The sequence below is a fragment of the Bradyrhizobium sp. CCBAU 51745 genome, from assembly GCF_028128715.1.
Taxonomy (GTDB): Bacteria; Pseudomonadota; Alphaproteobacteria; order Rhizobiales; family Xanthobacteraceae; genus Bradyrhizobium; species Bradyrhizobium manausense.
Genome location: NZ_LBJP01000093.1, coordinates 605,184 through 627,844 on the forward strand (window position 1 = coordinate 605,184; position 22,661 = coordinate 627,844).

24 protein-coding genes are annotated in these 22,661 nt (G+C 65.7%); 11 read left to right on the forward strand and 13 right to left on the reverse strand.

Features of this window, described 5'->3' with window-relative positions; all coding sequences use genetic code 11:
• Positions 1–92: 92 nt before the first annotated feature.
• The 4 genes from XH98_RS39015 to XH98_RS39030 are packed head-to-tail and all read right to left on the reverse strand — an operon-like array spanning position 93 to position 6,916.
• Positions 93–2,156, reverse strand: coding sequence for a hypothetical protein (locus XH98_RS39015; RefSeq protein WP_271621756.1), 2,064 nt, complete (start codon positions 2,154–2,156; stop codon positions 93–95).
• 7 nt (positions 2,157–2,163) lie between these two features.
• The gene (locus XH98_RS39020; RefSeq protein ID WP_271621757.1) at positions 2,164–4,977 is read right to left on the reverse strand and encodes a DUF4159 domain-containing protein; all 2,814 of its coding nucleotides are present in this window, start codon (positions 4,975–4,977) and stop codon (positions 2,164–2,166) included.
• Positions 4,974–5,918, reverse strand: coding sequence for a DUF58 domain-containing protein (locus XH98_RS39025; protein ID WP_057757070.1), 945 nt, complete (start codon positions 5,916–5,918; stop codon positions 4,974–4,976). The genes XH98_RS39020 and XH98_RS39025 overlap by 4 nt, the downstream gene beginning before the upstream one ends.
• Positions 5,918–6,916: an AAA family ATPase gene (locus XH98_RS39030; protein ID WP_271599722.1), complete on the reverse strand. Its 999-nt coding sequence runs from the start codon at positions 6,914–6,916 to the stop codon at positions 5,918–5,920. Before XH98_RS39030 ends, XH98_RS39025 begins: the two co-directional genes overlap by 1 nt.
• A gap of 289 nt (positions 6,917–7,205) precedes the next feature.
• On the opposite strand from XH98_RS39030, the gene XH98_RS39035 reads away from it, so the two are divergent.
• From XH98_RS39035 to XH98_RS39055, 5 genes are read left to right on the forward strand one after another with little or no spacing between them, the layout of a single operon-like run.
• Complete coding sequence (locus tag XH98_RS39035) at positions 7,206–7,817, forward strand: DUF1285 domain-containing protein (RefSeq protein WP_271599721.1); 612 nt, start codon at positions 7,206–7,208, stop codon at positions 7,815–7,817.
• Positions 7,814–8,488, forward strand: coding sequence for a CoA pyrophosphatase (locus XH98_RS39040; protein WP_442868684.1), 675 nt, complete (start codon positions 7,814–7,816; stop codon positions 8,486–8,488). The genes XH98_RS39035 and XH98_RS39040 overlap by 4 nt, the downstream gene beginning before the upstream one ends.
• Complete coding sequence (locus tag XH98_RS39045; RefSeq protein ID WP_271599719.1) at positions 8,485–8,748, forward strand: DUF6111 family protein; 264 nt, start codon at positions 8,485–8,487, stop codon at positions 8,746–8,748. The genes XH98_RS39040 and XH98_RS39045 overlap by 4 nt, the downstream gene beginning before the upstream one ends.
• Positions 8,749–8,758: 10 nt before the next feature.
• Entirely contained in the window at positions 8,759–10,012 is a 1,254-nt protein-coding gene (locus XH98_RS39050) for a CCA tRNA nucleotidyltransferase (RefSeq protein ID WP_057757079.1), read from the forward strand.
• On the forward strand, positions 10,009–10,779 hold the full coding sequence (locus XH98_RS39055; RefSeq protein ID WP_271621758.1) for a sulfite exporter TauE/SafE family protein: 771 nt from the start codon (positions 10,009–10,011) through the stop codon (positions 10,777–10,779). Before XH98_RS39050 ends, XH98_RS39055 begins: the two co-directional genes overlap by 4 nt.
• Before the next feature lie 111 nt (positions 10,780–10,890).
• Here the strand turns inward: XH98_RS39055 and XH98_RS39060 are convergent, their stop codons facing one another.
• The 4 genes from XH98_RS39060 to XH98_RS39075 form a co-directional block, all read right to left on the reverse strand.
• Entirely contained in the window at positions 10,891–11,307 is a 417-nt protein-coding gene (locus XH98_RS39060; RefSeq protein ID WP_271599716.1) for a hypothetical protein, read from the reverse strand.
• Positions 11,308–11,498: 191 nt separating this feature from the next.
• The gene (locus XH98_RS39065; protein WP_271621759.1) at positions 11,499–11,867 is read right to left on the reverse strand and encodes a VOC family protein; all 369 of its coding nucleotides are present in this window, start codon (positions 11,865–11,867) and stop codon (positions 11,499–11,501) included.
• A gap of 69 nt (positions 11,868–11,936) precedes the next feature.
• On the reverse strand, positions 11,937–12,623 hold the full coding sequence (locus XH98_RS39070) for a helix-turn-helix transcriptional regulator (RefSeq protein ID WP_271599800.1): 687 nt from the start codon (positions 12,621–12,623) through the stop codon (positions 11,937–11,939).
• Between the two features lie 161 nt (positions 12,624–12,784).
• The gene (locus XH98_RS39075; protein WP_271599714.1) at positions 12,785–13,333 is read right to left on the reverse strand and encodes a hypothetical protein; all 549 of its coding nucleotides are present in this window, start codon (positions 13,331–13,333) and stop codon (positions 12,785–12,787) included.
• Between the two features lie 315 nt (positions 13,334–13,648).
• Between XH98_RS39075 and XH98_RS39080 the strand changes: the two genes are divergently transcribed.
• Positions 13,649–14,035 carry a GNAT family N-acetyltransferase gene (locus XH98_RS39080; protein WP_271621760.1) on the forward strand — a complete coding sequence of 129 codons (387 nt, stop codon included), beginning with the start codon at positions 13,649–13,651 and terminating at the stop codon, positions 14,033–14,035.
• A 56-nt stretch (positions 14,036–14,091) separates the two neighbouring features.
• Positions 14,092–14,739: a glutathione S-transferase family protein gene (locus XH98_RS39085; protein WP_271621761.1), complete on the forward strand. Its 648-nt coding sequence runs from the start codon at positions 14,092–14,094 to the stop codon at positions 14,737–14,739.
• Between the two features lie 175 nt (positions 14,740–14,914).
• Here the strand turns inward: XH98_RS39085 and XH98_RS39090 are convergent, their stop codons facing one another.
• From XH98_RS39090 to XH98_RS39110, 5 genes are all read right to left on the reverse strand, one after another.
• Positions 14,915–15,667: an HAD family hydrolase gene (locus XH98_RS39090; RefSeq protein ID WP_271621762.1), complete on the reverse strand. Its 753-nt coding sequence runs from the start codon at positions 15,665–15,667 to the stop codon at positions 14,915–14,917.
• Complete coding sequence (hemF, locus tag XH98_RS39095; RefSeq protein WP_205668293.1) at positions 15,658–16,545, reverse strand: oxygen-dependent coproporphyrinogen oxidase; 888 nt, start codon at positions 16,543–16,545, stop codon at positions 15,658–15,660. The genes XH98_RS39090 and hemF overlap by 10 nt, the downstream gene beginning before the upstream one ends.
• Positions 16,546–16,658: 113 nt before the next feature.
• A complete protein-coding gene (locus tag XH98_RS39100) occupies positions 16,659–17,024 on the reverse strand; it encodes a 6-pyruvoyl trahydropterin synthase family protein (RefSeq protein ID WP_057757100.1) in 366 nt (121 codons plus the stop codon).
• Positions 17,025–17,038: 14 nt separating this feature from the next.
• Positions 17,039–17,671 carry a 7-carboxy-7-deazaguanine synthase gene (queE, locus tag XH98_RS39105; RefSeq protein ID WP_271621763.1) on the reverse strand — a complete coding sequence of 211 codons (633 nt, stop codon included), beginning with the start codon at positions 17,669–17,671 and terminating at the stop codon, positions 17,039–17,041.
• Positions 17,672–17,684: 13 nt separating this feature from the next.
• Positions 17,685–18,149, reverse strand: coding sequence for a tRNA (cytidine(34)-2'-O)-methyltransferase (locus XH98_RS39110; RefSeq protein ID WP_271621764.1), 465 nt, complete (start codon positions 18,147–18,149; stop codon positions 17,685–17,687).
• 279 nt (positions 18,150–18,428) lie between these two features.
• On the opposite strand from XH98_RS39110, the gene petA reads away from it, so the two are divergent.
• The 4 genes from petA (at position 18,429) to XH98_RS39130 (ending at position 22,651) form a co-directional block, all read left to right on the forward strand.
• The gene (gene petA, locus XH98_RS39115) at positions 18,429–18,959 is read left to right on the forward strand and encodes a ubiquinol-cytochrome c reductase iron-sulfur subunit (RefSeq protein WP_057757105.1); all 531 of its coding nucleotides are present in this window, start codon (positions 18,429–18,431) and stop codon (positions 18,957–18,959) included.
• Positions 18,960–19,021: 62 nt separating this feature from the next.
• Positions 19,022–21,094, forward strand: a complete 2,073-nt coding sequence (fbcH, locus tag XH98_RS39120; RefSeq protein WP_271599707.1) for a cytochrome b/c1 — start codon at positions 19,022–19,024, stop codon at positions 21,092–21,094.
• 235 nt (positions 21,095–21,329) lie between these two features.
• Entirely contained in the window at positions 21,330–22,004 is a 675-nt protein-coding gene (locus tag XH98_RS39125; protein WP_271621765.1) for a dienelactone hydrolase family protein, read from the forward strand.
• A 29-nt stretch (positions 22,005–22,033) separates the two neighbouring features.
• A complete protein-coding gene (locus XH98_RS39130; RefSeq protein WP_271621766.1) occupies positions 22,034–22,651 on the forward strand; it encodes a hypothetical protein in 618 nt (205 codons plus the stop codon).
• The last annotated feature ends 10 nt before the right edge of the window (positions 22,652–22,661 follow it).

The following is a 22,661-nucleotide window of genomic DNA, read 5'->3' on the forward strand; positions in this document are numbered from 1 at the left end:
GCGGCCGATGCGTTGTGTCGTTCAGGCAACTAGGCAGCTTGCCGGTGGCCCATCCTTCGAGACGCCCGCCTACGGCGGGCCCTCAGTCTATCTCACCGCCCCTCACGCACCCAGGTCGCGGCGAACGCGCCGAGCAGCAGCAGGAGCCCGATCAGGCCGGCGAAGATCGGCAGCACGCCGACGCCCTTGACGACGCTGGCATCGCGCATCCGCACGCCCATCCAGCCGTCACCGGCAAAGACGCTCGCTGAGCGCACCGGGACGATGCGCGGCAGCTCGACGCTGCCGCCATCGGCGATCCGCACCGAATTGCCACCGGTCGCCTGCGTCAGCGGCTTCAGGGTCTCGGTGGTGGAGGTGACTTCCGAGAATTCCTTCGGATTGGTCGGGCCGACATTGATCAGCGCCTTCAGCGTGCCGTCGGTTGCCTGCCACAGGCCGAGCTCGTTCGCGGGCAGGCTGGCGCGCCACTCGCCGGGATCGCCGGCGCTGAGCGTCAGATCATGCGAGACGCCGGAGGGCGAGGTCACGCTCACCGGCTGCACGCTATCAGCCATGGTCTGGCGCACCACGACGAGATCCTTGCCCTGCACCTGCAAGCGCAGCGCTTCCTCGTCGAGATCAGGCTGCTTCATCAGCCAATGCGACATCCGCCTGAGCAGATCGAGATGCGGGCCACCACCCTCATAGCCGCGCGCCCACAGCCAGATGTGGTCGGACAGCAAGAGCGCAACGCGGCCTTCGCCGAAGCGCGAAAGGAACAAGAGCGGCTTGCCGTCCGCGCCCGTCATCACCGGCGGGTTGACCGCATTGCGGGTCTCGACCGTGCGGAAGAAGCGGCTCCAATGCGGCGGCTCGAACGCCGAGCCCTCGAGCCCGCGCGTCACGGGATGGCGTTTGCCGATGTCGGAGAGATGCGCATAGAACGGCTTCTCCGTGACGCCGACCGGCTCGGCCGGCAGCACCGTGTCCAGCGGTGTGCGCCAGATGCTGCTGGTCGAGGCATAGTCGGGGCCTGCCGAGACCAGCACGGCGCCGCCCGCGCGCACATAGCGTGCCATGTTCTCGAAATAGGGGATCGGCAGCACGCCCTGGCGGGCGTAGCGGTCGAAGATGATCAGCTGGAATTCGTTGATGTGCTGCTGGAACAGCTCGCGGGTCGGAAACGCGATCAGCGACAATTCGTTGATCGGCGTGCCGTCCTGCTTCTCCGGCGGACGCAGAATGGTGAAATGCACGAGGTCGACGCTGGCGTCGGACTTCAAGAGGTTGCGCCAGGTGCGCTCGCCGGAATGCGGCTCGCCCGAGACCAGCAGCACGCGCAGCTTGTCGCGCACACCGTCGATGGCGACGACGGCGCGGTTGTTGACCGGGGTCAATTCTCTTTCGAGCGGCGAGGCCTCGATCTCGACGATATTGGGGCCGGCATGCTTGATCTCGACATCGACGCTCGCGCTCTGGCCGCTCGAAAGCGTGCGCTCGTTGACGACCTCGCCGTCGCGGCGCACCGTGACCTTGGCGCGCTCGCCGGTGACGCCCTGGTCGTCGAGTTTATAGGAGATCGTCTGGTTCTGGCCGACGATGCCGAAGCGCGGCGCCGCGGTGATCGCGATGCGGCGATCACGCTCGTCCTTTTGTCCGGTGATCAGGGCCTGCACCGGCGCCTGGAAGCCGAGCGCGGCGGCGCTCGCCGGGATGTCGTGGACGCGGCCGTCGGTGATCAGGAAGGCGCCGGCGACGCGGTCGACCGGCACGTCCGACAGGGCGGAGGCCAGCGCGCCGAACAGCTTGGTGCCGTCGGTCTCGCCGTCGGCCTGGCCGGCCTCGACGACGCGCACCTCCAGCCCCTTGATCTTCTTCAGGCTGTCGACCAGCGCCTCCTGCGCCTTGGCGGCTTCCTGGTTGCGCTTGCCGAAATTCTGGCTCGGGCTCTTGTCGACGACGACCGCGGCGACCGAGGTGAGGGGATCGCGGTCCTCGCGCGTGAAGGAGGGATTGGAGAGCGCCAGCAGGAACAGCGCCAGCGCCGCCACGCGCACCGCCGCGCCGCGCGCCCGCGCCAGCAGCAGCACGATGGCGATGAGGACGATCGCAGCCAGCGCGATCCAGAGGACGATCGCTGGGACAAGCGGCGTGAACGCGATGCCGTAGTTCATATTGATCCTATTGCCCCAGCCGTTCGATCAGGGCCGGCGCGTGCACCTGGTCGGCCTTGTAGTTGCCGGTCAGCGTGTACATCACGATGTTGACGCCGGCGCGGTAGGCGAATTCGCGCTGGCGCGGCTCGCCCGGCGTCAGCGGCAGCATCGGCTGGCCGTCGGGCCGGAGCGCCCAGGCGCCGGCGAGGTCGTTGGAGGTGATGATGATCGGCGAGACGCCGTCGCCGCCGCGGGCGGGCCGCTGCGCGCTCTCGTCGTCATCCTCGCGCGGCAGCGTCTCGACCCAGGTCTGGCCTGAATTGAAGCGGCCGGGGAAGTCGCGCAACAGATAAAACGTCTTGGTCAGCACGTGCTCGCGCGGCACCGGCTCGAGCTCGGGCACGTCGAGCGAGGACAGGATCTCGCGCAGGGCCTGCATGCCCGGCGTCTGCGCGGCGCCGTTATCGCCGGGCGGCGCTTCGACCGCATCGCGGGTGTCGAAGATCACGGTGCCGCCCTGCTTCATATAGGCCTCGATCTTGTTGATGGCGTCCTGCGGCGGCTTCGGCTGGCCCGGCACGATCGGCCAGTAGATCAGCGGGAAGAAGGCGAGCTCGTCGCGCGCGGGATCGACGCCGACGGGATCGCCGGCCTCGAGCGCGGTGCGCTGGGCCAGGAACAGCGTCAGGCCGGACATGCCGGCCTTGACGATGGAATCGACGTCGGCATTGCCGGTGACCACATAAGCAAGGCGGGTCTGCGACGTCGACTTCATCGCGAACTCGTCCGAGACGCCGTCGGCGCGCGAGGGCGTCGGCGACAGCACCGCGACACCTGCGAGCAAGACGCCAAGCAGGATCATGGCGGGCGCGGCGCGGCGGCGCAGCAGCGCGGCAAGGCCGCCACCGAGCAGCGCGACGATGAGGGCGTCGATCAGGAACAGCGCCAGCGAAGTCGACAGCAGCCAGCCGCGCAGGTCGCGCGGCTCGGCATTGGTGTAGGTGGCGCGCCTTGCGTGCAGCGGCGCGGTGTTGAGGGCTGCGATGCGATCGGCGGCGGCGAGCGTGTTCACGGCGAGCGGTCCTTCTGCCGGACCGTAGTAGCCGGGCGGATGGTCCGGCGTGGCGCGGTCGCGATAATCAGCCGTCAGCGGCTTGGCGGTGGCGGGCGGCGGGCCGAAGGCGCCGAAGCCGTCGAGCATGTGCAGCGGCGCCAGCGTCTCGGCGGTCGCTTCAGTGGCGACGCCGGGGCCGGGCTTGGCGGTGTAGCCGGACATGTCGACGACCCGCCGGAGCATTTCGACGAAGGTGCCGGACATCGGCAGATCCGACCAGCGCATGTCGGCGCTGACGTGGAACAGGCTGACGATGCCCTTGCCGCGATGCTCGCCTGTGACGAGCGGCGTGCCGTCCTCGAGCGAGGCCCAGCTCTTGGTGGCGAGCACGGCGTCTGGCTCAGCCAGCACCTGCCGGCTGACGGTGACGTCCTTGGGGACGGCGACGCCGGCAAACGGGCCGTCAGGGGTGAAGCTGGCGAGATGCTGCGGCTTCTCCCAGGTCAGGCTGCCGCCGAGCGTGCGGCCGCCCTTGCGCAGCTTGACCGGCACGAGATCGTCTTCGGCCTGCGCCAGGCGGGGCCCGGCAAACCGCACCAGCACGCCGCCCTGGGCGATCCAGGCGTTGAGGCGCTCGCGCAAGTCAGGCGCGACGGTGCCGACATCGGCGAGGATGATCATCGGCAGCTTCTGGTCCAAAAACTGGGTGATGCCCTGCTGTGGGGCGCCCTTGTCGGCGAGCCGCACGTCGGCGAACGGCGCCAGCGCGCGTGTCAGGTAGAAGGTCGGCGCGAGCAGCGGCTGCGAGGTCTCGCTGGTCGAGCCCGAGACGATGCCGATGGCGCGGCGGCGCCAGCGCTTGTCGAGCAGCTGCACCGCGCCCGCCGAACGCTCGCCGGAGATCTCGAGCCTGGAGATGTCGTTGCGCAGCTCGACCGGCAGGTCGAACGCGGCATCGACCTCCTTGTCCTGTGGTCCGAAGGTGAAGCGCGCCTCGCCGATCGGCGAGGCTTTCTGGTCCAGCGCCCGCACGGTGCCGGCGAGAATGCCGCTGTCGGTGCGCAGCACCTTCACCGTCATCTTCGCCGCCGCGTTTTCCGCCGCGACCAGCGCCAGCGGGGAAGAGGTGCCGCCTTCGAACAGCGTCAAGCTGCGATCCCCCATGGTCCTGCCGAGCCCGGCCACGAACTCTTCGCCGCGGCCGGTGTCGACGCCGTCGGACAGCCAGGCGATCTCGCAATCGCCGGTTGCTTTCAGGAAACGATCGATTGCGGTGAGAGTTTCAACGCGCTCGATCGAATAGGGCTTTGGCACGAACTGCCGCAGCGCAACGCGCGCGGCGCCCGCCGGCATCAGCGTGATGTCGCGGTTCGGCTCCGACAGCGGCACCAGCGCAATGCCGCGGCGGTCGTTCTCGGCATTCGCGATCAGCTCGTCGGCGGCCCGGATCCTGGTGTCCCAGTTCGAGGCGGCGCTCCAGCCGTCGTCGAGCATGATCATCAGCGGCGCCTTGCTGGCGGCAAGGCCCACTTGCGGATTCCAGATCGGGCCGGCGGCGGCGAAGATCACCAGCGCGGCGGCCAGCAGCCGCAGCGCCGTCAGCCACCATGGCGTCCGCGAAGGCGTCTCCTCGCGCGGTGCGATGTCGAACAAGAGACGGGTCGGCGGAAATTCGATGCGGCGCGGCCGCGGCGGCATCACGCGGAGCAGCCACCACAACACCGGGAGGCTGACGAGGCCGATCAGGAGCAGCGGTTCGGTGAAGGCGAGCGGCAATCCCATCATGCGGCCGGCCCCGCCTTGATCGAGGTGACGCGGGCGCCCGACTTGCTCACCTGCATGCCGGCATGCAGGAACAGCAGCAATTCGGCGGCCGAGCGGTCGGTCGCGTGCGTCGTGAACAGCCAGTCGAGCTTGGCCGTCTCGGCGCGGATCTGGTCGCGGTGCAGGGCCAGCCGCGTGGTGTAATCCTCCGCCCAGCTCTCGGCGCGGCCGGCGGTAATGACGCCAAAGCCCTCGGGCTCGACGAACTCGACGCGGCCGGAATAGGGGAAGCTCTCTTCGGCGGGATCGACGATCTGCACCAGGGTGCCATGCGCGCCGGAGCCGGACAGTCCTGCGAGCGTCGTCCTGATCTCTGATATCGGCGACCAGAAATCCGACAGCACGATGGTTTCGGCGAGCGCCGCGGGCACGAAGGAGGGCGGCAGGCTGAGCCTGATGGCATCGTCATGCAGCATCGCCTGCGCCATCTTGTCGATGACGCTGCGGCTTGCGGTCGGCGCCATCAGGCCGGGAATACCGACGCGTTCGCCGCCCGCGACCAGCAGCTCGGCCAGCGCGAAGGCGACGATCAGGGTGCGCTCCAGCTTGGACTCGCGCGCGGTCCTCGAGGCGAACGCCATCGAGGGCGAGCGATCAGGCCAGATCCACACCGTGTGCGAGGCCTCCCATTCGAGCTCGCGGACATAGAGATGGTCGTCACGCGCCGATCTGCGCCAGTCGACATTCTGCGACGGCTCGCCGGAGACGAAGCGGCGATATTGCCAGAAATTTTCGCCGGAGCCGGCGCGGCGCCTGCCGTGCAAGCCGTGGATGACGTTGGCGGCGATGCGGCGGGCCTCGAGCACCAGGCGTGGCAAGGAAGCTGCAAGCGTGCGGCTTTCGCCATCGGCACGTCGGATTGCGATGATCTCCTTCGCCGTGTGCCCGGTCTCTGCAGCCATCAACCGATCCGTGTCTTCAATTGCCGGATCACGTCCGGAATCGTGCGTCCTTCGGCGCGCGCCTGGAACGTCAGCGCCATGCGGTGCTTCAGCACCGGCTCGGCGAGGTCGAGCACGTCGTCGATCGAGGGCGCGAGGCGCCCGTCGATCAGCGCGCGCGCACGCACCGCGAGCATCAAGGATTGACTGGCGCGCGGACCGGGGCCCCAGGCGATGAACTTGCCGGCCTCGCCGCTGTCAGGACCCGGACGCGCCGAGCGCACCAGCGAGAGGATGGCCTCCACCACGGAATCGCCGACCGGCAGGCGGCGCACCAGCCGCTGCGCCGTGATCAGCGCATCCGCATTCATCGATCCCTTCGCCAGCGTCTCCTCGGCGCCTGTGGTTTCGAACAGGATGCGGCGCTCGGCGTCGCGATCGGGATAGTCGACGTCGATCTCCATCAGGAAGCGGTCGAGCTGCGCCTCGGGCAGTGGATAGGTGCCCTCCTGCTCCAGCGGGTTTTGCGTGGCCAGCACGTGGAACGGTTTCGGCAGATCATGGCGCGCGCCGGCGACGGTGATGTGCTGCTCCTGCATCGCCTGCAGCAGCGCCGATTGCGTGCGCGGTGAGGCGCGGTTGATCTCGTCGGCCATCAACAGCTGCGCGAACACAGGCCCGGAGATGAAGCGGAACGAGCGCTTGCCCGCGGTGCTCTCGTCGAGCACTTCGGCGCCGAGAATGTCCGAGGGCATCAGGTCGGGCGTGAACTGGATGCGCTTGGCATCGAGACCGAGCGTGACGCCGAGCGTCTCGACCAGCTTTGTCTTGGCCAGGCCGGGAACGCCGATCAGAAGCGCGTGGCCCCCGGAGAGGATGGTGACCAGCGTGTTCTCGACCACGCGATCCTGGCCGAAGATCACCGACCCGATCGCATCCTTCGCTGCGCGAATCTGTGCAGACACCTGCTCGGCCGAACGAACGATGCCGTCTTCGAGCTTCTCGACACTCTCTGCCATCCGTTAGCTCCTCAAGCCTGCCACGCGGCTCTGCTGCGTCGTCGAATTTATCGTCGTCGAATTTATCGCATCAATCTGCGTCATGGCCCCTATGCTAGACTTGCAGGAACGCCATGTATTCGTTGAATTAACCTATCCCCACCTTATCGGCTTCGGGGTATGTACGGCATCACGAAGTGGAGACCTCCACACCGGGGGAAACCGGGGTGGAACCGTAGACTTACGTACAACGTAGACTTCTAAGTCAGGCCTGCACCAATCGTGCCAACGGACAAAGTCAGGGCAAACCATGGCGAACCAAGGGCAGAGCGGCGATCGCGGTCTTGAGGGGCTGACTGCCGCCGCCAAAAGTGCTGCCAATGCCGAAGGTGCCAAAAAGGGCCTGCCTCCGGTGCATCTGTGGAATCCGCCGTTTTGCGGCGATCTCGATATCCGAATCGCTTCCGATGGTACTTGGTTCTACATGGGCACGCCAATCGGCCGTCACGCGCTGGTCCGCCTGTTCTCCACCATCCTCAAGCGCGAGGGCGACAAGCATTTCCTCGTCACGCCGGTGGAGAAGGTCGGCATCGTCGTCGATGACGCGCCGTTCATGGCGGTGGAGATGCTGAAGCGCGACGAGGACAACCATCCCGTGCTGAGCTTCCGCACCAATGTCGACGACTGGGTCACCTGCGATGCCGCGCACCGGCTGCGCTTCGAGCAGGCGGCCGATGGCGGCCTGACGCCCTACCTGCATGTCCGCGCCGATCTTTGGGCCAAGGTCACGCGCGCGCTCTATTACGATCTGGTTGACATGGGCGAGGAGCGGATGGTCGATGGCCAGCCGATGTTTGGCGTCGAGTCGGCCGGCGAGTTCTTCGCCATGGCCGACGCGGAGCAGGTGAGGGCCGCGCTTTGAACAAGCCTATCTCCAAGAGCAATTCCAAGTACGCGATGGGAGCCGCGGATTTCTTCGCCCGCTCCAAGGCGCGGCTCAGCTTCGACGTGCCGGCCGGACTTTTTGATCCCAACATCATCCCGGCCTCCGGCGATCCCGGCACCGACAAGATGCTCGAGATCGTCGCGCGCGAGCAGCCGGTGCGCCCTGCGGCGGTGCTGATCGCGGTGGTCGACCATCCCGAGCCGACCATCCTGCTGACGCAGCGCTCGGCGCATCTCAACGACCACGCCGGCCAGATCGCCTTTCCCGGCGGCAAGATCGACGCGATCGATTCCTCGCCGCTCGACGCCGCACTGCGCGAGGCCGAGGAGGAGGTCGGATTATCCCGGGATTTCATCGAGCCGATCGGCTATCTCGATCTCTACGGCACCGCGTTCGGCTTCCGCATCCTGCCCACGGTCGCCCGTGTCAGGCCCGGTTTTCAGCTCAACATCAACCATTCCGAGGTTGATGACGCATTCGAAGTACCGCTATCCTTCCTGATGAATCCGGCCAATCACCAGGTCCACAGCAAGGAATTCCGCGGCATGGAGCGGTTTTACTATGCGATGCCGTTCGCGGAGCGCTACATCTGGGGCGCCACGGCCGGAATGCTGCGTGTGCTGTATGAGCGGATCTATTCATCATGATCCGGCCGGTTCTGACCGAGATCGGAATCTTCCTCATCCCCTTTGCCGTCTATGCGCTGTTCCTGGCCGCCACGCGGTCCGGCCTGTTCGTGCAATCGTCCTGGCCTGTTACCATCGTCGCGCGCCTCATCCTGGTGGCGCTCGTGCTCGTCATTGCCGGGCTGGTCGGCCTTGCGCATTTCTCCGGCGCTGCGCCGAACTCGACCTACGTTCCCGCCCATATCGAGAACGGCAGGCTCGTGCCGGGCACCGAAAGATAAGGGCCGGACGATGAGCGCGGAGCCGATCCTTGCGGGTGCGCCCTGGCTGACTGCAGGCGGGACCGCGCGCGTCCTGCAACTGCTGGGCGCGGGCGGCGAGCAGGCGCGCGTGGTCGGCGGCACCGTCCGCAACGCGCTGCTCGGCCTGCCGCCGGGCGATATGGATATCGCCACCACGGCGCTGCCGGAGGAGGTGGTGCGGCGCGCGAAGGCCGCCGGCATCAAGTGCGTGCCGACCGGCATCGACCACGGCACCGTCACGCTGGTCATCGACGGCGCGCCCTATGAGGTCACGACGCTGCGCGAGGACACCGAGACCTTCGGCCGCAAGGCCAAGGTTGCCTTCGGCCGCGACTGGGTGAAGGACGCCGAGCGGCGCGACTTCACCATGAACGGCCTGTCGGTCGACGCTAGCGGCGTCGTCTACGACTATGTCGGCGGCATCGCCGATGCCAAGGCGCGCCGCGTGCGATTCATCGGCGATCCCGATCAGCGCATCGCGGAAGATTACCTGCGCATCCTGCGCTTCTTCCGCATCCACGCCGCCTTCGGCGCCGGCGAGCCCGACCGCGAGGCCACTCTCGCCTGCATCCGCGGCCGCGCCGGCCTTGCCACGCTCTCGGCCGAGCGGCTGCGCATGGAGATGCTCAAATTGCTGGTGGCGCAAGGCGCATCCGCCGCCGCGCTGGCCATGGTCGATGCCGGCCTGCTGCAGGCCATGATCGGCGGCGTCGCCTATGCCGGGCCGCTGACGGCGATGATCGCGATCGAGCGCACGCTGGGCCTGACAGCCAGCCCCACGCGCCGTCTCGCGGCGCTGACTGTTGCGGTCACCGAAGACGCCAAGCGTGTCGCGACGCGCCTTCGGCTCTCCAACGCCGAAGCCAAGGCGCTGGATTCGATGGGCCATCGCTGGTGGCGCTTTGCCGCCATGGACGAGGCGCGTGCGCGGCGGCTGCTCTATCGGCTCGGGCCCGAGCGCTATCACGATCGCGTGTTGCTGGCCTGGGCACGCAGCGGCAGCGATGCCAATTCGTCGCGCTGGCGCGAGCTCGCCGAGCTGCCGCAGCGCTGGACCGCGCCGAAATTCCCGCTGAAGGCTGCCGACTTCATCGCTCGCGGCATGGCGGAAGGACCTGCGCTCGGACATGTGTTGACACTCGCCGAGGACGCTTGGCTTGCAGCCGATTTTCCACTAGAGCAAGCCGCACTCGCTGCCATCGCCGATCAAGCCGCCGCACGCGCCACTCGCGAGAAACATTGACCATCGTCGCAGGCTTCGCCGACATCTCGATTTTCCAGCTGCTGCTGGTCGCAATGATGGCGTTGTTTGCTTCCATCATCGGTGGTCTCGCCGGCTACGGCACCGGCGCGTTGATGCCCCTTGTGCTGGTGCCTCTGGTCGGCGCCGAGCCTGTGGTGCCGATCATCGCGATCTCGGCGCTCTTCACCAATTCCAGCCGCACTGTGGCTTATCTCCGCTACGTCGACCGACGCCGCGCGGCGATCGTGCTCGCCTGCGCCGCGCTGACCACCGCGCTCGGCGCCTACGGCTACACCCGCCTCACCAACGCCGGCGCCGCGATCGTGATCGGCACCATGCTGATCCTGAGCGTGCCGCTGCGCCGCGCGCTCCGTCGCCGCGAGGTCAGGATCGGCGACACGGGATTGGCCGCGGGCTCGGTCGGTTACGGCGTCCTCGTCGGCGGCACGTCAGGCTCCGGCGTGATCCTGCTCTCGCTGCTGATGGCCGCCGGCCTCGAAGGCGCCGCCGTGATCGCGACCGACGCGATGATCTCGCTCGGCACCGGCCTCATCAAGATCTCGGTGTTCGGCCTCGCCGGCGCCGTCACCGCGCAAGTGCTCGCCTTCGCGCTTTTGATCGGCGGCATCGCCATCCCCGGCGCGTTCCTGGCCAAAGCCTTCGTCGAGCGGATGCCGGTGCACATCCACACCGCGATCCTGGATGTTGCCGTGATCGCCGGTGGCCTTGTGATGATCTCGGCGGCGGCGAAGCAGTTGATCGGTTAGAGCATGATCCGGAAAAGTGTGCAGCGGTTTTCCGAAAAGATCATGCTCAAACAAAGAGCTAAAGCGCGATGACAAACAATCCTGATCGCATCGCGCTTTAGACGGCCTTGCTCAGCGCGCGGTCGCAGCGGGCGCGGCGTTCAGCGGCGCTCCTCCGACCGAGATCGGACCCGTCGGGGTCGCTGCGCGCGGCGGCTTCTTCGGCCGTGGGACGACGCGTGCTGCCGGAGCAGGTGCGACGGCAGGCGCAGAAGCCGGCGGCGTCGACGTAACGGCCCCGGGCGACGGAGACGGTGCGGCCGGTGGCTGCGGGCCGGGGCCCTTCAGTGCGTCGATTTTCGAACTGAGGTTGGCAAGCTGACCCATGATCGCCTTCAGCTGCTCTTGCTGATCGGCCACCGTCCTTTCGACCGCGGCCACATCGTCAGCCGTCTTCTGCTGCGCGGCAAGCAGGTCCGTCATGAAAGCCTTGTCATTGGCATTGGGTTCGGCATCCGCAGCCTCGCGCCCCGCCGTTTGAACGAGCAATCCGGGATTCAGCCAGACATAACAGGCCCCTGCGCCTGCGAGCGCGAGGACAACGCCGGTGACGAGTGCAAGCGGCCACCGGCGGCGGGGCGCGGGAAGGAAAGGCGGTGGCTCCACGACTGGCCAACTAGGGGACGATTCGGAATTCATCCGAATTTCCTAGTCAGCCTTGTCGCTCGGCGCAATCGGCCTTACGCGGCGGTCGCCAGCACGCGCAGGCGATGACCGTCGGGATCGAGCGCAACGAAGGTATGTCCGAACGGCATTGCGGTCGGAGGCTGCGCAATCCGCACCCCGCGGCTCGTCCATGCTTCAAAGGTCGCGCGCACGGCTTCCTCGTTCGCGGCCGCCCATGAGATCTCGCTGCTACCGGCCTCCGCAACAGACGGCGGCACGACGGCATCCCGCTGCCACAGGCCCAGCATGACGCCGCTCCCGAGCGGAAGCACCACGAATTTGGGGGATGATTGCGCGACGGGGCACCCCAGCAGGGTCTGATAGAAAGTGGAGCTCGCTTGCGCATCGTTGACATAGAGCACCACGAGGTTGAAGTCGGCCATTTGCATCTCCTGTTCAGCTGGCGATGGCCGACGCTTAACTGAAGGTACTGCCAGTTTCTGTCAGCATGGTCAGTGCTCACCAATGCATTCCCGCTGCCGCCATTCCCGCAGCAAATCGGTGCGGCGGCGTGGATAGCGGCGCTCTGTCAGCGTGATCGACACGATCCGGTCGGTGCGAAAATGGCGGTAGTCGCTGCGGCTCTCGCACCAGGCCGCCACCATGCGGACCCGGTCGAAGAACCCGAGCGCGATCGGCCAGATGGTGCGATTGGTGCGGTTGTCCCGTTCGTCGCTGTAGACGATGCGCAATTTGCGCTCGTTGCGGATGGCGGCCCGGATGACCGGCAATTCGGCGTCGCCTGCCGCCGGATCGCGGCGCGCGACCATCAGGCCCGAGGTTTCCAGGCTCCGCTGCAGATCGTCCGGTAGCACGGCGGCGATCTTCGCAAGCACGTTCTTGGCCGCCTTGCCGAGCGGCTCATCCGGCTGTGCCGCAACCCACCGGCCGCCCAGCACCAAGGCTTCGATCTCCTCTTCCGAGAACATCAGCGGCGGCAACATGAACCCCGGCCGCAACACATAGCCGATGCCGGCCTCGCCATCGATGTGGGCCCCCTGGCCCTTCAGCGTCTCGATGTCCCGATAGATCGTCCGCAGCGAGACACCCAGCTCCTCGGCCAGCCGGCCTGCCGCGACCGGCCGGCGGTGACTGCGCAAGAGCTGGATCACATCAAGAAGGCGTTGAGCGCGCGACATGCCGGCTGATATCACGCGCTGCTGCCAGATCCTGTCAGCATCGAACACCCAAGGCGTCATCCGAGATGTCGCCGAGGGCTGCGGCAGCTGACGGGATGCGGCGGGGTAAACAGGAAGCGACCGCCCGGCATTCCGGACGGCGCTCCTGACGGCGGCGTGGACTAGCGGCGGCTTTCGGCGACCTGCCTTTCGCCGGCCAGCTTGCCTCCGGCCAGCAGGCTGGTGCAAAGCCACCTGGTCTCTCGGGGCGATGCGCCGAGGAAGGCCTTGGTTTCGACGCACTGGGCGTAGGTATTGTAGGTCAGCGTGTCTCGGCACGTTGCCGAGAAATGACTGGTGTAAGGCTCAGAGCCGCCACTCAAGCTGCATCCGACCCAGGGCGCGTTGCCGACTCGATAGCTGGTTTCGCAGCCACCGTTGCAGCTGCTGGCGGATCGCTCCAGCTTGGCAAGCCTCGCCAATGGTGTGCCCGGCGCGAACGCCGGATCTTGAGCGGATGATGAGCCGCTGGCGCGGTGGTGAGAGGTCACGGTCGCTGGCCCCTGCCGTGGCGCAACGGTCGGTCTGGGCTTCGGCGCTTCGACCGAAACGGCGGGCAGCAAGGAGTTTGGTGTGGGTTGCGACAGTGCCGTGCCTGATGTGCTGCACAGCAAGACAGCTGACAAAGTAAGGACGACGGACGGCACGGCGAAGCCAAACGACGATCGCATGGGTACCTCCAGAAAATAGTCGGAAATGCTTTCCCGACAGCCAGGGGTTGTATCACAATATTCCGGTACCAGCTATTCGCGCGGTGCAGAACCGCATGTCGATGCGTCGAATCGATCCGGCGGCCAGGGTGAGGCCGGCGGCAACCGCGGCAAAGATTGCAGAGTCTAATAGAGGGTCGGCTGGAGAGCGGCGGAGGTGCAATGAACGTCTACAGAATTCGAGCGGCCAGGCTGGACGAGCAGCGTGAGCTCACGCGCCTCTGCGTCCGCGCGACGATGCATGCAGGGCACGACGAAGCGTTCATCGATCGTGTGATGCCAGCGCTGACGATCACGGTGCCGCTCATCAATTCGGGACATGTTCGAGTCGCGGAAGATTCCGGCGATGCCGTTGGCGTCGTCTGGGCACTGCCGGCGCTTCAGGGAATTGCGTTGCTTCACGGCCTGTATGTCGATCCACCGTGTTGGAAACGCGGAATCGGTCGGGCTCTGTTCGAGGCAGCCGTAACGAGCACGCTCGGGATGAAAGCCGGCGCCCTGATGATCAACGCCGAACCTTCCGCGGAAGGGTTTTACACGCGCATGGGGGCCATCAGGATCGGCGAAGGGCCGTTCTACTTCTCGCCGGAAACCATTCTGCCGCAGCTCCTGTACATCATTCCTCGCGACCGCGAGCCCGCCTCTCCGGCGACGGACCACTAAGTGGCAGGGGAATGTTCACTTTGGAACGTGGAAGAAGGGGTAAGATGACAGGGCAAATGACCGTCGAACTCTACGGCTACCAGTACAGCGTATATTCCTGGATCGCTCGGTTGGCTCTCCATGAAAAGGGCGTGGTCTACAATTGGCTCGAAGTCGATCCGTTCTCCGAAAATGTGCCGGCAAGCTATCTTGCCATCCATCCGTTCAAGCGCGTGCCCGCGCTGGTTCACGACGGCTTCGCTGTTTACGAGACGGGCGCCATCACGCGATACGTCGATGAGGCCTTTGAAGGTCCGAAGCTCCAGCCAACCGAGCCAAGAGAACGCGCGCGCTGCAGTCAGATCATGTCGATCGTGGACAGCCACGCTTATTGGCCCCTGGTGAGACAGGTCTTTTCGCACAGGGTTTTCAGGCCCGCCTTGGGGCGACCGGTTGACGAGAGCGAGGTTGAACGGGGCCTGGAAGCAGCGCCAAAGGTCCTTGCGGCTCTGGAGACAATGGCTGGCCGGGGGCAATACCTCACCGGCAAGGATTTGTCGTTGGCCGACATCCACCTCGCGCCGATGATCGGCTACTTTGTGTTGACCCCCGAGGGGCTGGCACTCTTGCAGAAGCACACCAGGCTCAGTCGCTGGTGGTCGGCGCTCTCCCGGAGAACCGGGCTCCTGGCCACGATGCCGCGATTGCCCCAAGCACCACAATAACGACGGCGGCCCGCGAAGTGCGCGCCGGGTCGAAAATTGCCCACGATGGCATCATACGCCTGTTTTGCCCGACGGGACAACGAATTTTCGCAAAATCCGTAGTCGCGTTGCCTCTTGCCGCAAGCTGCTGATTCTGCAGCAGCCGCCTACTGTGCATGGGGTTGTTTTCGAAAACCTAGCCCGGCACCAGCTCGGTCAGCGAGCGGATGATGCGGTCGGGCTTGACGGTCGAGCCCTCGGGCAGGCCCTCGCCATGCGCGTCGAGCCAGATCGCATAGATGCCGAGGCGCTGCGGCGTCACCACTTCCCATTCCAGATTGTCGCCGATCATCCAGGTGTCCTCGGCGGTGACGCCGAGCGCTTCCATCGCATGCAGATAGGCGCGCTCCTCGGGCTTGCCGAAACCATGCTCGCCCTCGATCTGGATGTGATCGAAGCGATGGGTCAGCTCGAAGCGCTCGACCTTGGCGCGCTGCATGTCGGCGGCACCATTGGTGACCAGCGCGAGCTTGACGCCGTGGGCCTTGAAGGCGTCGATCGCATCATGCGCACCGGGGAAGACGAAGATCGCTTCCTCGCGATAGGTCGTGAAGCGGTCGGCGAGGCGATCGGCGAGATCGTCCGAGAGCGCGCGATGGCCGCTCGCGGCGAGCGCGGCAAAACCGCCGCGCACCGTCAGCCGGCGGGCCTCGCCGAGCTTCATGCGCCACTCCGCTCCCGCGGTCGACCAGAACTGCCGGGCAGAGGCCAGCACGGCGGTGGCGACCTGCGGCGGCGGCAGCGGCGCGAGCTCTTCGGCGAATTCCTCCGCGATCGTGTTCCAGGCAATCTCGGGCCGGCCATAGGCCGACAGGATGGTGTCGTCCATGTCGATCAGCATGGCGCGGGGCAGCGGCTTGATCACGCTGTTTGTCGTGGTCATGGCCATTTCACCTCCGGCGGCAGCGACGACAGGATCGACTCCACATTGCCGCCGGTCTTGAGCCCGAAGATGGTGCCGCGGTCGTAGAGCAGGTTGAACTCGACATAGCGCCCGCGCCGGATCAACTGCTCCTCGCGGTCTTCAGCGGTCCAGCTTGTCGCGAAATTGCGCCTGACGATGTCAGGGTAGATCTTGAGAAAGGCGCGGCCGACATCCTGCGTGAACGCGAGGTCGGCGTCCCAGTCGCCGCTGTCGTGCCAGTCGTAGAAGATGCCGCCGACGCCGCGCGCCTCTTTCCGGTGCGGCAGATAGAAATACTCGTCGCACCATTTCTTGTACTTGTCGTAATCGGCAACGCCGCCCGGCTGGTCGCAGGCCTGCTTCATCGCGGCGTGGAAGGCGAGGGTATCAGCATCCTCCTGCGTGCGCCTGCGATTCAGCACCGGCGTGAGATCGGCGCCGCCGCCGAACCACGCCTTGGTGGTGACGACGAAGCGCGTGTTCATGTGCACGGCCGGCACGTGCGGATTGCGCATATGCGCGATCAGCGAAATGCCGGAGGCCCAGAACCGCGGATCTTCCGCCGCGCCCGGAATCTGCGCACGAAACTCGGGTGCGAACTCGCCATGCACGGTCGAGCAGTGCACGCCGACCTTCTCGAACAGCCGGCCATGCATCATCGACATCACGCCGCCGCCACCCTTGGCCCCGCTGTGGTCAGTGCGCTGCCAGGGCGTACGATTGAAGCGGCCGGCCGCGCCGGGATAGAGGCTGTGCGGCGCGTCGTCCTCGAGCCGCTCGAAGCTGTCGCAGATGTCGTCGCGCAAGCGCTCGAACCAGGCGCGGGCGCGGGCCTTGCGGTCTTCGATTATCGAAACGTCCATCTCCATTCCACCGCTCTCGTAGGGTGGGCAAAGGCGCCCCTGCGCCGTGCCCACCATCTCTCACCCTCGTCTCGATTGGTGGGCATGCTCCGCTTTGCCCGCCCTGCGAGATATCACGTCTGCGGACCGTAATAGGTGCAGCTTTCGTTGCAACTGTCGCGGTGGATGCTGACGCGGGTCAGCTTGCCGATATGCGCCAGCCGCTCCCAGACGAAGCGCGAGAGGTTTTCCAGCGTCGGTGTGCCGAGCGCCTCGATCTTGTTGAGGAACTTGTGGTCGAGCATCAAGCGCACCTCTTCGATCGCGCGCTGGAGCAGGCCGAGATCGACCACCATGCCGGTCGCAGGATCCGGCGTGCCGCGCACGGTCACCTCGGCGCGGAAGGAGTGGCCGTGGATCTCTTCGCTCGCTTCACCAAAGGTCGTCCCCTTCAGCGTATGCGCCGCCTCGAAGCGGAACTGTTTCGTCAATTCCCACATCTGTCCGTTCAGTCCTATCTGATGCCGAGCGATTTATGCGTCTGCACGCTCAGCCGCCATTGCGGATGGCGCAGGCAATAATCGATCGCGCGCGCGGTGTTCTCGGCGACCTCGGGCCCGTCCATCGGCTGCAGCGAGAAGCGCTCGAAGGCAAGGCCCTCGAATGCTTCGGGCGCGGCGAGGGCCTGCGGATAGACCAGCTTCAACTCATGGCCGCGCTTTAGCACGAGTTCGCTGCCGCCCTTGGGGCTGACGCAAATCCAGTCGAGGCCTGCGGGGGCTTCGACCGTGCCGTTGGTCTCGACGCCGATCTCGAAGCCTTTGGCATGGAGCGCCGCGACCAGGGCGTCGTCGACCTGAAGCAGCGGCTCGCCGCCGGTCAGCACCACATAGCGGTTGGTGGCCGGGCCGGTCCATTGCCCGGCGATGGCATCGGCGAGTTCCGCGGCCGTGGCGTAGCGGCCGCCGAGCGTGCCGTCGGTGCCGACGAAATCCGTGTCGCAGAACTGGCATATGGCCTGGCTGCGGTCCACCTCGCGGCCGCTCCAGAGGTTGCAGCCGGCAAAACGGCAGAACACCGACGCGCGGCCGGCGTGGGCGCCTTCGCCTTGCAGGGTCAGGAAGATTTCCTTGACCGCGTAGCTCACTGGCCTCTCCTCGTCATATCAATTCGTGCGGGTTCCGGACCTGCCGGAGCGCTTCGCCTGCGGCCATCGCCGCGGTCATGGCGACATTGAGCGACCGCAACCCTTCGGTGATCGGGATCACCAGCCGCGCATCCGCGGCCTCGACCACCGCGTCGGTGACGCCGGCGCTCTCGCGCCCGAATAGCAGGATGTCCGACGTGTGGTAACGGAAATCGCGGTAGTCGGTGGCGCCTTTGGTGGTGAACAGCAGCAGGCGGTAGCTTTGTGCCATCCGCCATTCCTCGAATTTGGTCCAGGAGTCATGCCTGGTGATGCTGACATGGTCGAGGTAATCCATTCCCGCTCGGCGGAAATGCCGGTCGGAGACCGGGAAGCCGGCCGGTTCGATGATATGGGCGGCGATGCCGAGGCAGGCGCACAGGCGGAGAATCGTGCCAGTGTTCTGGGGAATGTCGGGCTGGAAAAGTGCGATCTGCATGGGCGTTACAGGGCTTCGGGCGGGGCGGAATTGTCTCAATAAAACATCGCTAGCGCGGGAATTCGTGCATTGCACGCTCCCGCGCCGTTAGCGGGCTTGCGCTCGCCTTGCAAGGGTGCCAATAGAACGATTCTGGACTGCTGTTTTCGCCTTGTTTTGGCGAGGACAAGCCAAGTTCTGCCGCCGCGGGGGGTCGCGGGCGCCGGCAGCGCTGTTCCGGGGACCTTGGGGGCTCCTGGAGCGGTTCCACCGGCAGCATAAGAAGAAAGGGTTGGAATCGTGACGACAGCGTCTTCGGCGGACCATCCGACACGCCGTGATTTCTTATTCGTTGCAACGGGGGCAGCTGCCGCAGTAGGGGGCGCGGCCGCGCTCTGGCCCTTTATTTCCCAGATGAATCCGGACGCCTCGACCATCGCCGCGGGTGCGCCGATCGAGGTCGATCTGAGCCCGGTTGCCGAGGGGCAGGACATCAAGGTGTTCTGGCGCGGCAAGCCGATCTACATCAGCCATCGTACCAAGAAGCAGATCGACGAGGCGCGCGCCGTCAACGTGGCGAGCCTGCCCGATCCGCAGTCCGACGAGGCCCGGGTTAAGTCCGGCCATGATCAGTGGCTGGTCGTGATCGGCATCTGCACCCATCTCGGCTGCATCCCGATCGCCCATGAAGGCAATTACGACGGGTTCTTCTGCCCCTGCCATGGTTCGCAGTACGATTCGTCCGGCCGCATCCGCCAGGGGCCCGCGCCCGCGAACCTGGCCGTGCCGCCGTACACTTTCGTTTCCGACACCAAAATCCAGATCGGCTGAGCTTCGGACCTGCGTCCGAAGCCTCGAACCGTCACGTCGTAATATTTCCTCAGGATCGCATCATGAGCGGACCATCCGACTACCAGCCGAGCAATCCGGCCCTGCAATGGATCGAGCGGCGCCTGCCGATCTTGGGTCTCGTCCATTCCTCCTTCGTCGTCTATCCCACCCCGCGCAACCTGAACTACTGGTGGACCTTCGGCGCCATCCTCTCCTTCATGCTGGGGATGCAGATCCTGACCGGCGTGATCCTGGCGATGCACTATACGCCGCATGCCGATCTCGCCTTCAAGTCGGTCGAGCTGATCGTTCGTGACGTCAACTACGGCTGGCTGCTGCGCAATATGCATGCCTGCGGCGCGTCGATGTTCTTCTTCGCGGTCTATGTCCACATGCTGCGCGGCCTCTATTACGGTTCCTACAAGGAGCCGCGCGAGGTGCTCTGGATTCTCGGCGTCATCATTTACCTCTTGATGATGGCAACGGGCTTCATGGGCTACGTGCTTCCCTGGGGCCAGATGAGCTTCTGGGGCGCCACGGTCATCACCAATTTGTTCTCCGCCATCCCCTATTTCGGCGAGAGCATCGTGACGCTGCTGTGGGGCGGCTATTCGGTCGGCAACCCGACGCTGAACCGCTTCTTCTCGTTGCACTATCTGCTGCCGTTCCTGATCGCGGGCGTCGTCGTGCTCCACGTCTGGGCACTGCATGTCGCCGGCCAGAACAATCCTGATGGCGTCGAGCCGAAGACCGAAAAGGACACGGTGCCGTTCACGCCGCATGCGACCATCAAGGATGGCTTCGGCGTCGCCTGCTTCCTGCTGCTCTACGCCTGGTTCATCTTCTACATGCCGAACTATCTCGGCGATGCCGACAACTACATCCCGGCGAACCCGGGCGTGACGCCGCCGCACATCGTGCCGGAATGGTATTACCTGCCGTTCTACGCGATCCTGCGCTCGATCCCGAACAAGCTCGCGGGCGTCATCGCGATGTTCTCGGCGATCATCATCCTGTGCTTCCTGCCCTGGCTTGACAGCGCCAGGACGCGTTCGTCGAAGTACCGCCCGCTGGCCAAGCAGTTCTTCTGGATCTTCGTCGCGGTCTGCATCCTGCTCGGCTATCTCGGCGCGCAGCCGCCGGAAGGCATCTACGTGATCGCCGGCCGGGTTCTGACGGTCTGCTACTTCGCCTACTTCCTGATCGTGCTGCCGCTGTTGTCAAAAATCGAGAAGCCGCGGCCGGTGCCGAACTCGATCTCGGAAGCGATCCTCGCCAAGACCGGCGGCAAGTCGACGCCAATGGTCTCGACCGCGATCGTGCTCGCCCTGTCAGGCGCGCTGTTCGCCGCGTCGGCCGACAAGGCCCGCGCCGAGGAAGGCGGCACCAAGCCGCCGGGCAACAGCTGGTCGTTCGCCGGCCCTTTCGGCAAGTATGACCGCGGTGCGCTCCAGCGCGGTTTGAAGGTCTACAAGGAAGTGTGCTCCAACTGCCACGGCCTGTCCCTGATCGCGTTCCGTAATCTCGGCGATCCCGGTGGCCCCGGCTATTCGGCAGCGCAGGTGGCGGCGTTCGCGTCCGAGTACAAGATCAAGGACGGCCCGAACGACCAGGGCGAGATGTTCGAGCGCCCAGGCCGGGCGGCCGACTACTTCCCCTCGCCATTCCCGAACGAGCAGGCGGCTCGCGCGGCGAACGGCGGCGCGGCGCCTCCCGACCTGTCGCTGATCACCAAGGCGCGTTCCTACGGCCGTGGCTTCCCGATGTTCCTGATCGATTTCTTCAGCCAGTACCAGGAGCAGGGTCCGGACTATGTCGCCGCCGTGCTGCAAGGCTTCGAGGAGAAGGTCCCTGAGGGCGTGACCATCCCGGAAGGCTCGTACTACAACAGATACTTCCCGGGCCACGCCATCAAGATGCCGAAGCCGCTCAGCGACGGCCAGGTGACCTTCGACGACGGCTCGCCGACGACGGTCGCGCAATACTCCAAGGACGTCACCACATTCCTGATGTGGACCGCCGAACCGCACATGGAAGCGCGCAAGCGCCTCGGCTTCCAGGTCTTCATCTTCCTGATCATCTTCGCGTTCCTGATGTACTTCACCAAGAAGAAGGTCTGGGCCGACTCGCATTGAGCGGCACGCGCGACACGAGAACGAAGAAGCCCCCGCAAGGGGGCTTTTTTGTTGTCGTCATTCCGGGGCGATGCGCAGCATCGAGCCTGGAATCCGTCATCCACCCACTCGGAGGCCCGATGGATTCCGGGGCGCTATCGCGCGCCCCGGAATGACGAGAGTGTGGATTGCCTCGCGCCCGCTTACCCGCCAAAATGCCGCCAACCTCTCCCCCAGAAACGCCTCGGAGGACACCATGGGAACCGCCATCACCTTCAAGCGCCCGGACGGCAAGGACGCCTCGGGCTATCTCGCCAATGCCGCGCGCGGCAATGCGCCGGGCGTGGTCGTGATCCAGGAATGGTGGGGCCTGTCCGACCAGATCAAGGGCCTGTGCGATCGCTTTGCACTCGCCGGCTTCGATGCGCTGGCCCCCGATCTCTACAAGGGCAAGGTGGTGCCGTATCACGACACGGATTCGGCCAACAAGGAGATGAACTCGCTCGACTTCATGGACGCGACCACGCAGACCGTGCGCGGCGCCGCGCAATATCTGTCGCGCAACGGCGCCAAGGTCGGGCTGACCGGCTTCTGCCTCGGCGGCGCCGTCACCATCATCGGTGCGGTGCATGTGCCCGAGCTTGCGGCCGGCGTCGTGTTCTATGGCATCCCGCCGGAGCAGGCGGCCAAGCCCGCCGACGTCAAGATCCCGCTCCAGGCCCATTTCGCCAACAAGGACGATTGGTGCACGCCGGAGCTGGTCAGTGGCTTCGAGAAGGCGATGAAGGCCGCCAGCAAGTCGCTCGAGCTGTTCCGCTATGACGCCGAGCACGCCTTCGTCAACGAGCAGCGCCAGGCCGTGCACGACCGCGAAGCCGCCGAGCTCGCCTGGGGACGGGCGACGGAGTTTTTCAAACAGCATCTCGGGTGATTTCGGAGCGATCGATTGGGAAACGGAGCATGTCGACGTCGTCTTTCGCGCGCCATGTCCTGGGCTTGATCGTTCGCTCGATCATCGGCGTTGGCCTCGTCGTTGCGGTGGCGACGGCTCAGGCAGCGGCACAGCAGGCATTTGTGACGCTGAACGGGGACCCCAAGAACGAGGCCTGGTGGGTCATCGCCGAATTCCATCCTTTCACGACCGAGGTTCGCGGCATCCCCGCGAACCGGATCCGCAAGAGCTGGTGCAAGGCGACCGAATTCCGCAAGGATCTCATTCCAAGCGAATTGCTCTTTGATGGCAGCACGGATGCAATGGCTGCCGGCGATATGTCCTTCGCCATCGAGGGGCGCTTCGATGGTGCTGCCGCCAAGCAGGTCGCGTTGGTGGGCGCCTTCGAAGAATGCGATGGTCCAAGGGGCAGGTTTATTTTGATCCTCGACCAGCCGGGCGACGGGACGCCAAAGATCCGATTTGTCAATGCCGTGCGCACGGACCGTCAATTCGGTGCTTTGCGAAAGGGACAGGACAACAGCATCGTGGCTTGGGCGTGTATGGAGTGCGACAACTTCTCAGTCCTGAAATGGGACCGGAAGAAGCGCAAATTCGACTGGCAGCCTGACCCGGTCGAGCAATAGCCCAAAGCCG

Excerpts from the sequence above, each read along its gene's own strand:
- XH98_RS39015 (WP_271621756.1), bottom strand. The coding sequence starts at position 2,156 with ATGAACTACGGCATCGCGTTCACGCCGCTTGTCCCAGCGATCGTCCTC.
- XH98_RS39020 (WP_271621757.1), bottom strand. The coding sequence starts at position 4,977 with ATGATGGGATTGCCGCTCGCCTTCACCGAACCGCTGCTCCTGATCGGC.
- XH98_RS39025 (WP_057757070.1), bottom strand. The coding sequence starts at position 5,918 with ATGGCTGCAGAGACCGGGCACACGGCGAAGGAGATCATCGCAATCCGA.
- XH98_RS39030 (WP_271599722.1), bottom strand. The coding sequence starts at position 6,916 with ATGGCAGAGAGTGTCGAGAAGCTCGAAGACGGCATCGTTCGTTCGGCC.
- XH98_RS39035 (WP_271599721.1), top strand. The coding sequence starts at position 7,206 with ATGGCGAACCAAGGGCAGAGCGGCGATCGCGGTCTTGAGGGGCTGACT.
- XH98_RS39045 (WP_271599719.1), top strand. The coding sequence starts at position 8,485 with ATGATCCGGCCGGTTCTGACCGAGATCGGAATCTTCCTCATCCCCTTT.
- XH98_RS39050 (WP_057757079.1), top strand. The coding sequence starts at position 8,759 with ATGAGCGCGGAGCCGATCCTTGCGGGTGCGCCCTGGCTGACTGCAGGC.
- XH98_RS39065 (WP_271621759.1), bottom strand. The coding sequence starts at position 11,867 with ATGGCCGACTTCAACCTCGTGGTGCTCTATGTCAACGATGCGCAAGCG.
- XH98_RS39070 (WP_271599800.1), bottom strand. The coding sequence starts at position 12,623 with ATGTCGCGCGCTCAACGCCTTCTTGATGTGATCCAGCTCTTGCGCAGT.
- XH98_RS39075 (WP_271599714.1), bottom strand. The coding sequence starts at position 13,333 with ATGCGATCGTCGTTTGGCTTCGCCGTGCCGTCCGTCGTCCTTACTTTG.
- XH98_RS39080 (WP_271621760.1), top strand. The coding sequence starts at position 13,649 with ATGCCAGCGCTGACGATCACGGTGCCGCTCATCAATTCGGGACATGTT.
- XH98_RS39085 (WP_271621761.1), top strand. The coding sequence starts at position 14,092 with ATGACCGTCGAACTCTACGGCTACCAGTACAGCGTATATTCCTGGATC.
- XH98_RS39090 (WP_271621762.1), bottom strand. The coding sequence starts at position 15,667 with ATGGCCATGACCACGACAAACAGCGTGATCAAGCCGCTGCCCCGCGCC.
- hemF (WP_205668293.1), bottom strand. The coding sequence starts at position 16,545 with ATGGACGTTTCGATAATCGAAGACCGCAAGGCCCGCGCCCGCGCCTGG.
- XH98_RS39100 (WP_057757100.1), bottom strand. The coding sequence starts at position 17,024 with ATGTGGGAATTGACGAAACAGTTCCGCTTCGAGGCGGCGCATACGCTG.
- XH98_RS39110 (WP_271621764.1), bottom strand. The coding sequence starts at position 18,149 with ATGCAGATCGCACTTTTCCAGCCCGACATTCCCCAGAACACTGGCACG.
- fbcH (WP_271599707.1), top strand. The coding sequence starts at position 19,022 with ATGAGCGGACCATCCGACTACCAGCCGAGCAATCCGGCCCTGCAATGG.
- XH98_RS39125 (WP_271621765.1), top strand. The coding sequence starts at position 21,330 with ATGGGAACCGCCATCACCTTCAAGCGCCCGGACGGCAAGGACGCCTCG.
- XH98_RS39130 (WP_271621766.1), top strand. The coding sequence starts at position 22,034 with ATGTCGACGTCGTCTTTCGCGCGCCATGTCCTGGGCTTGATCGTTCGC.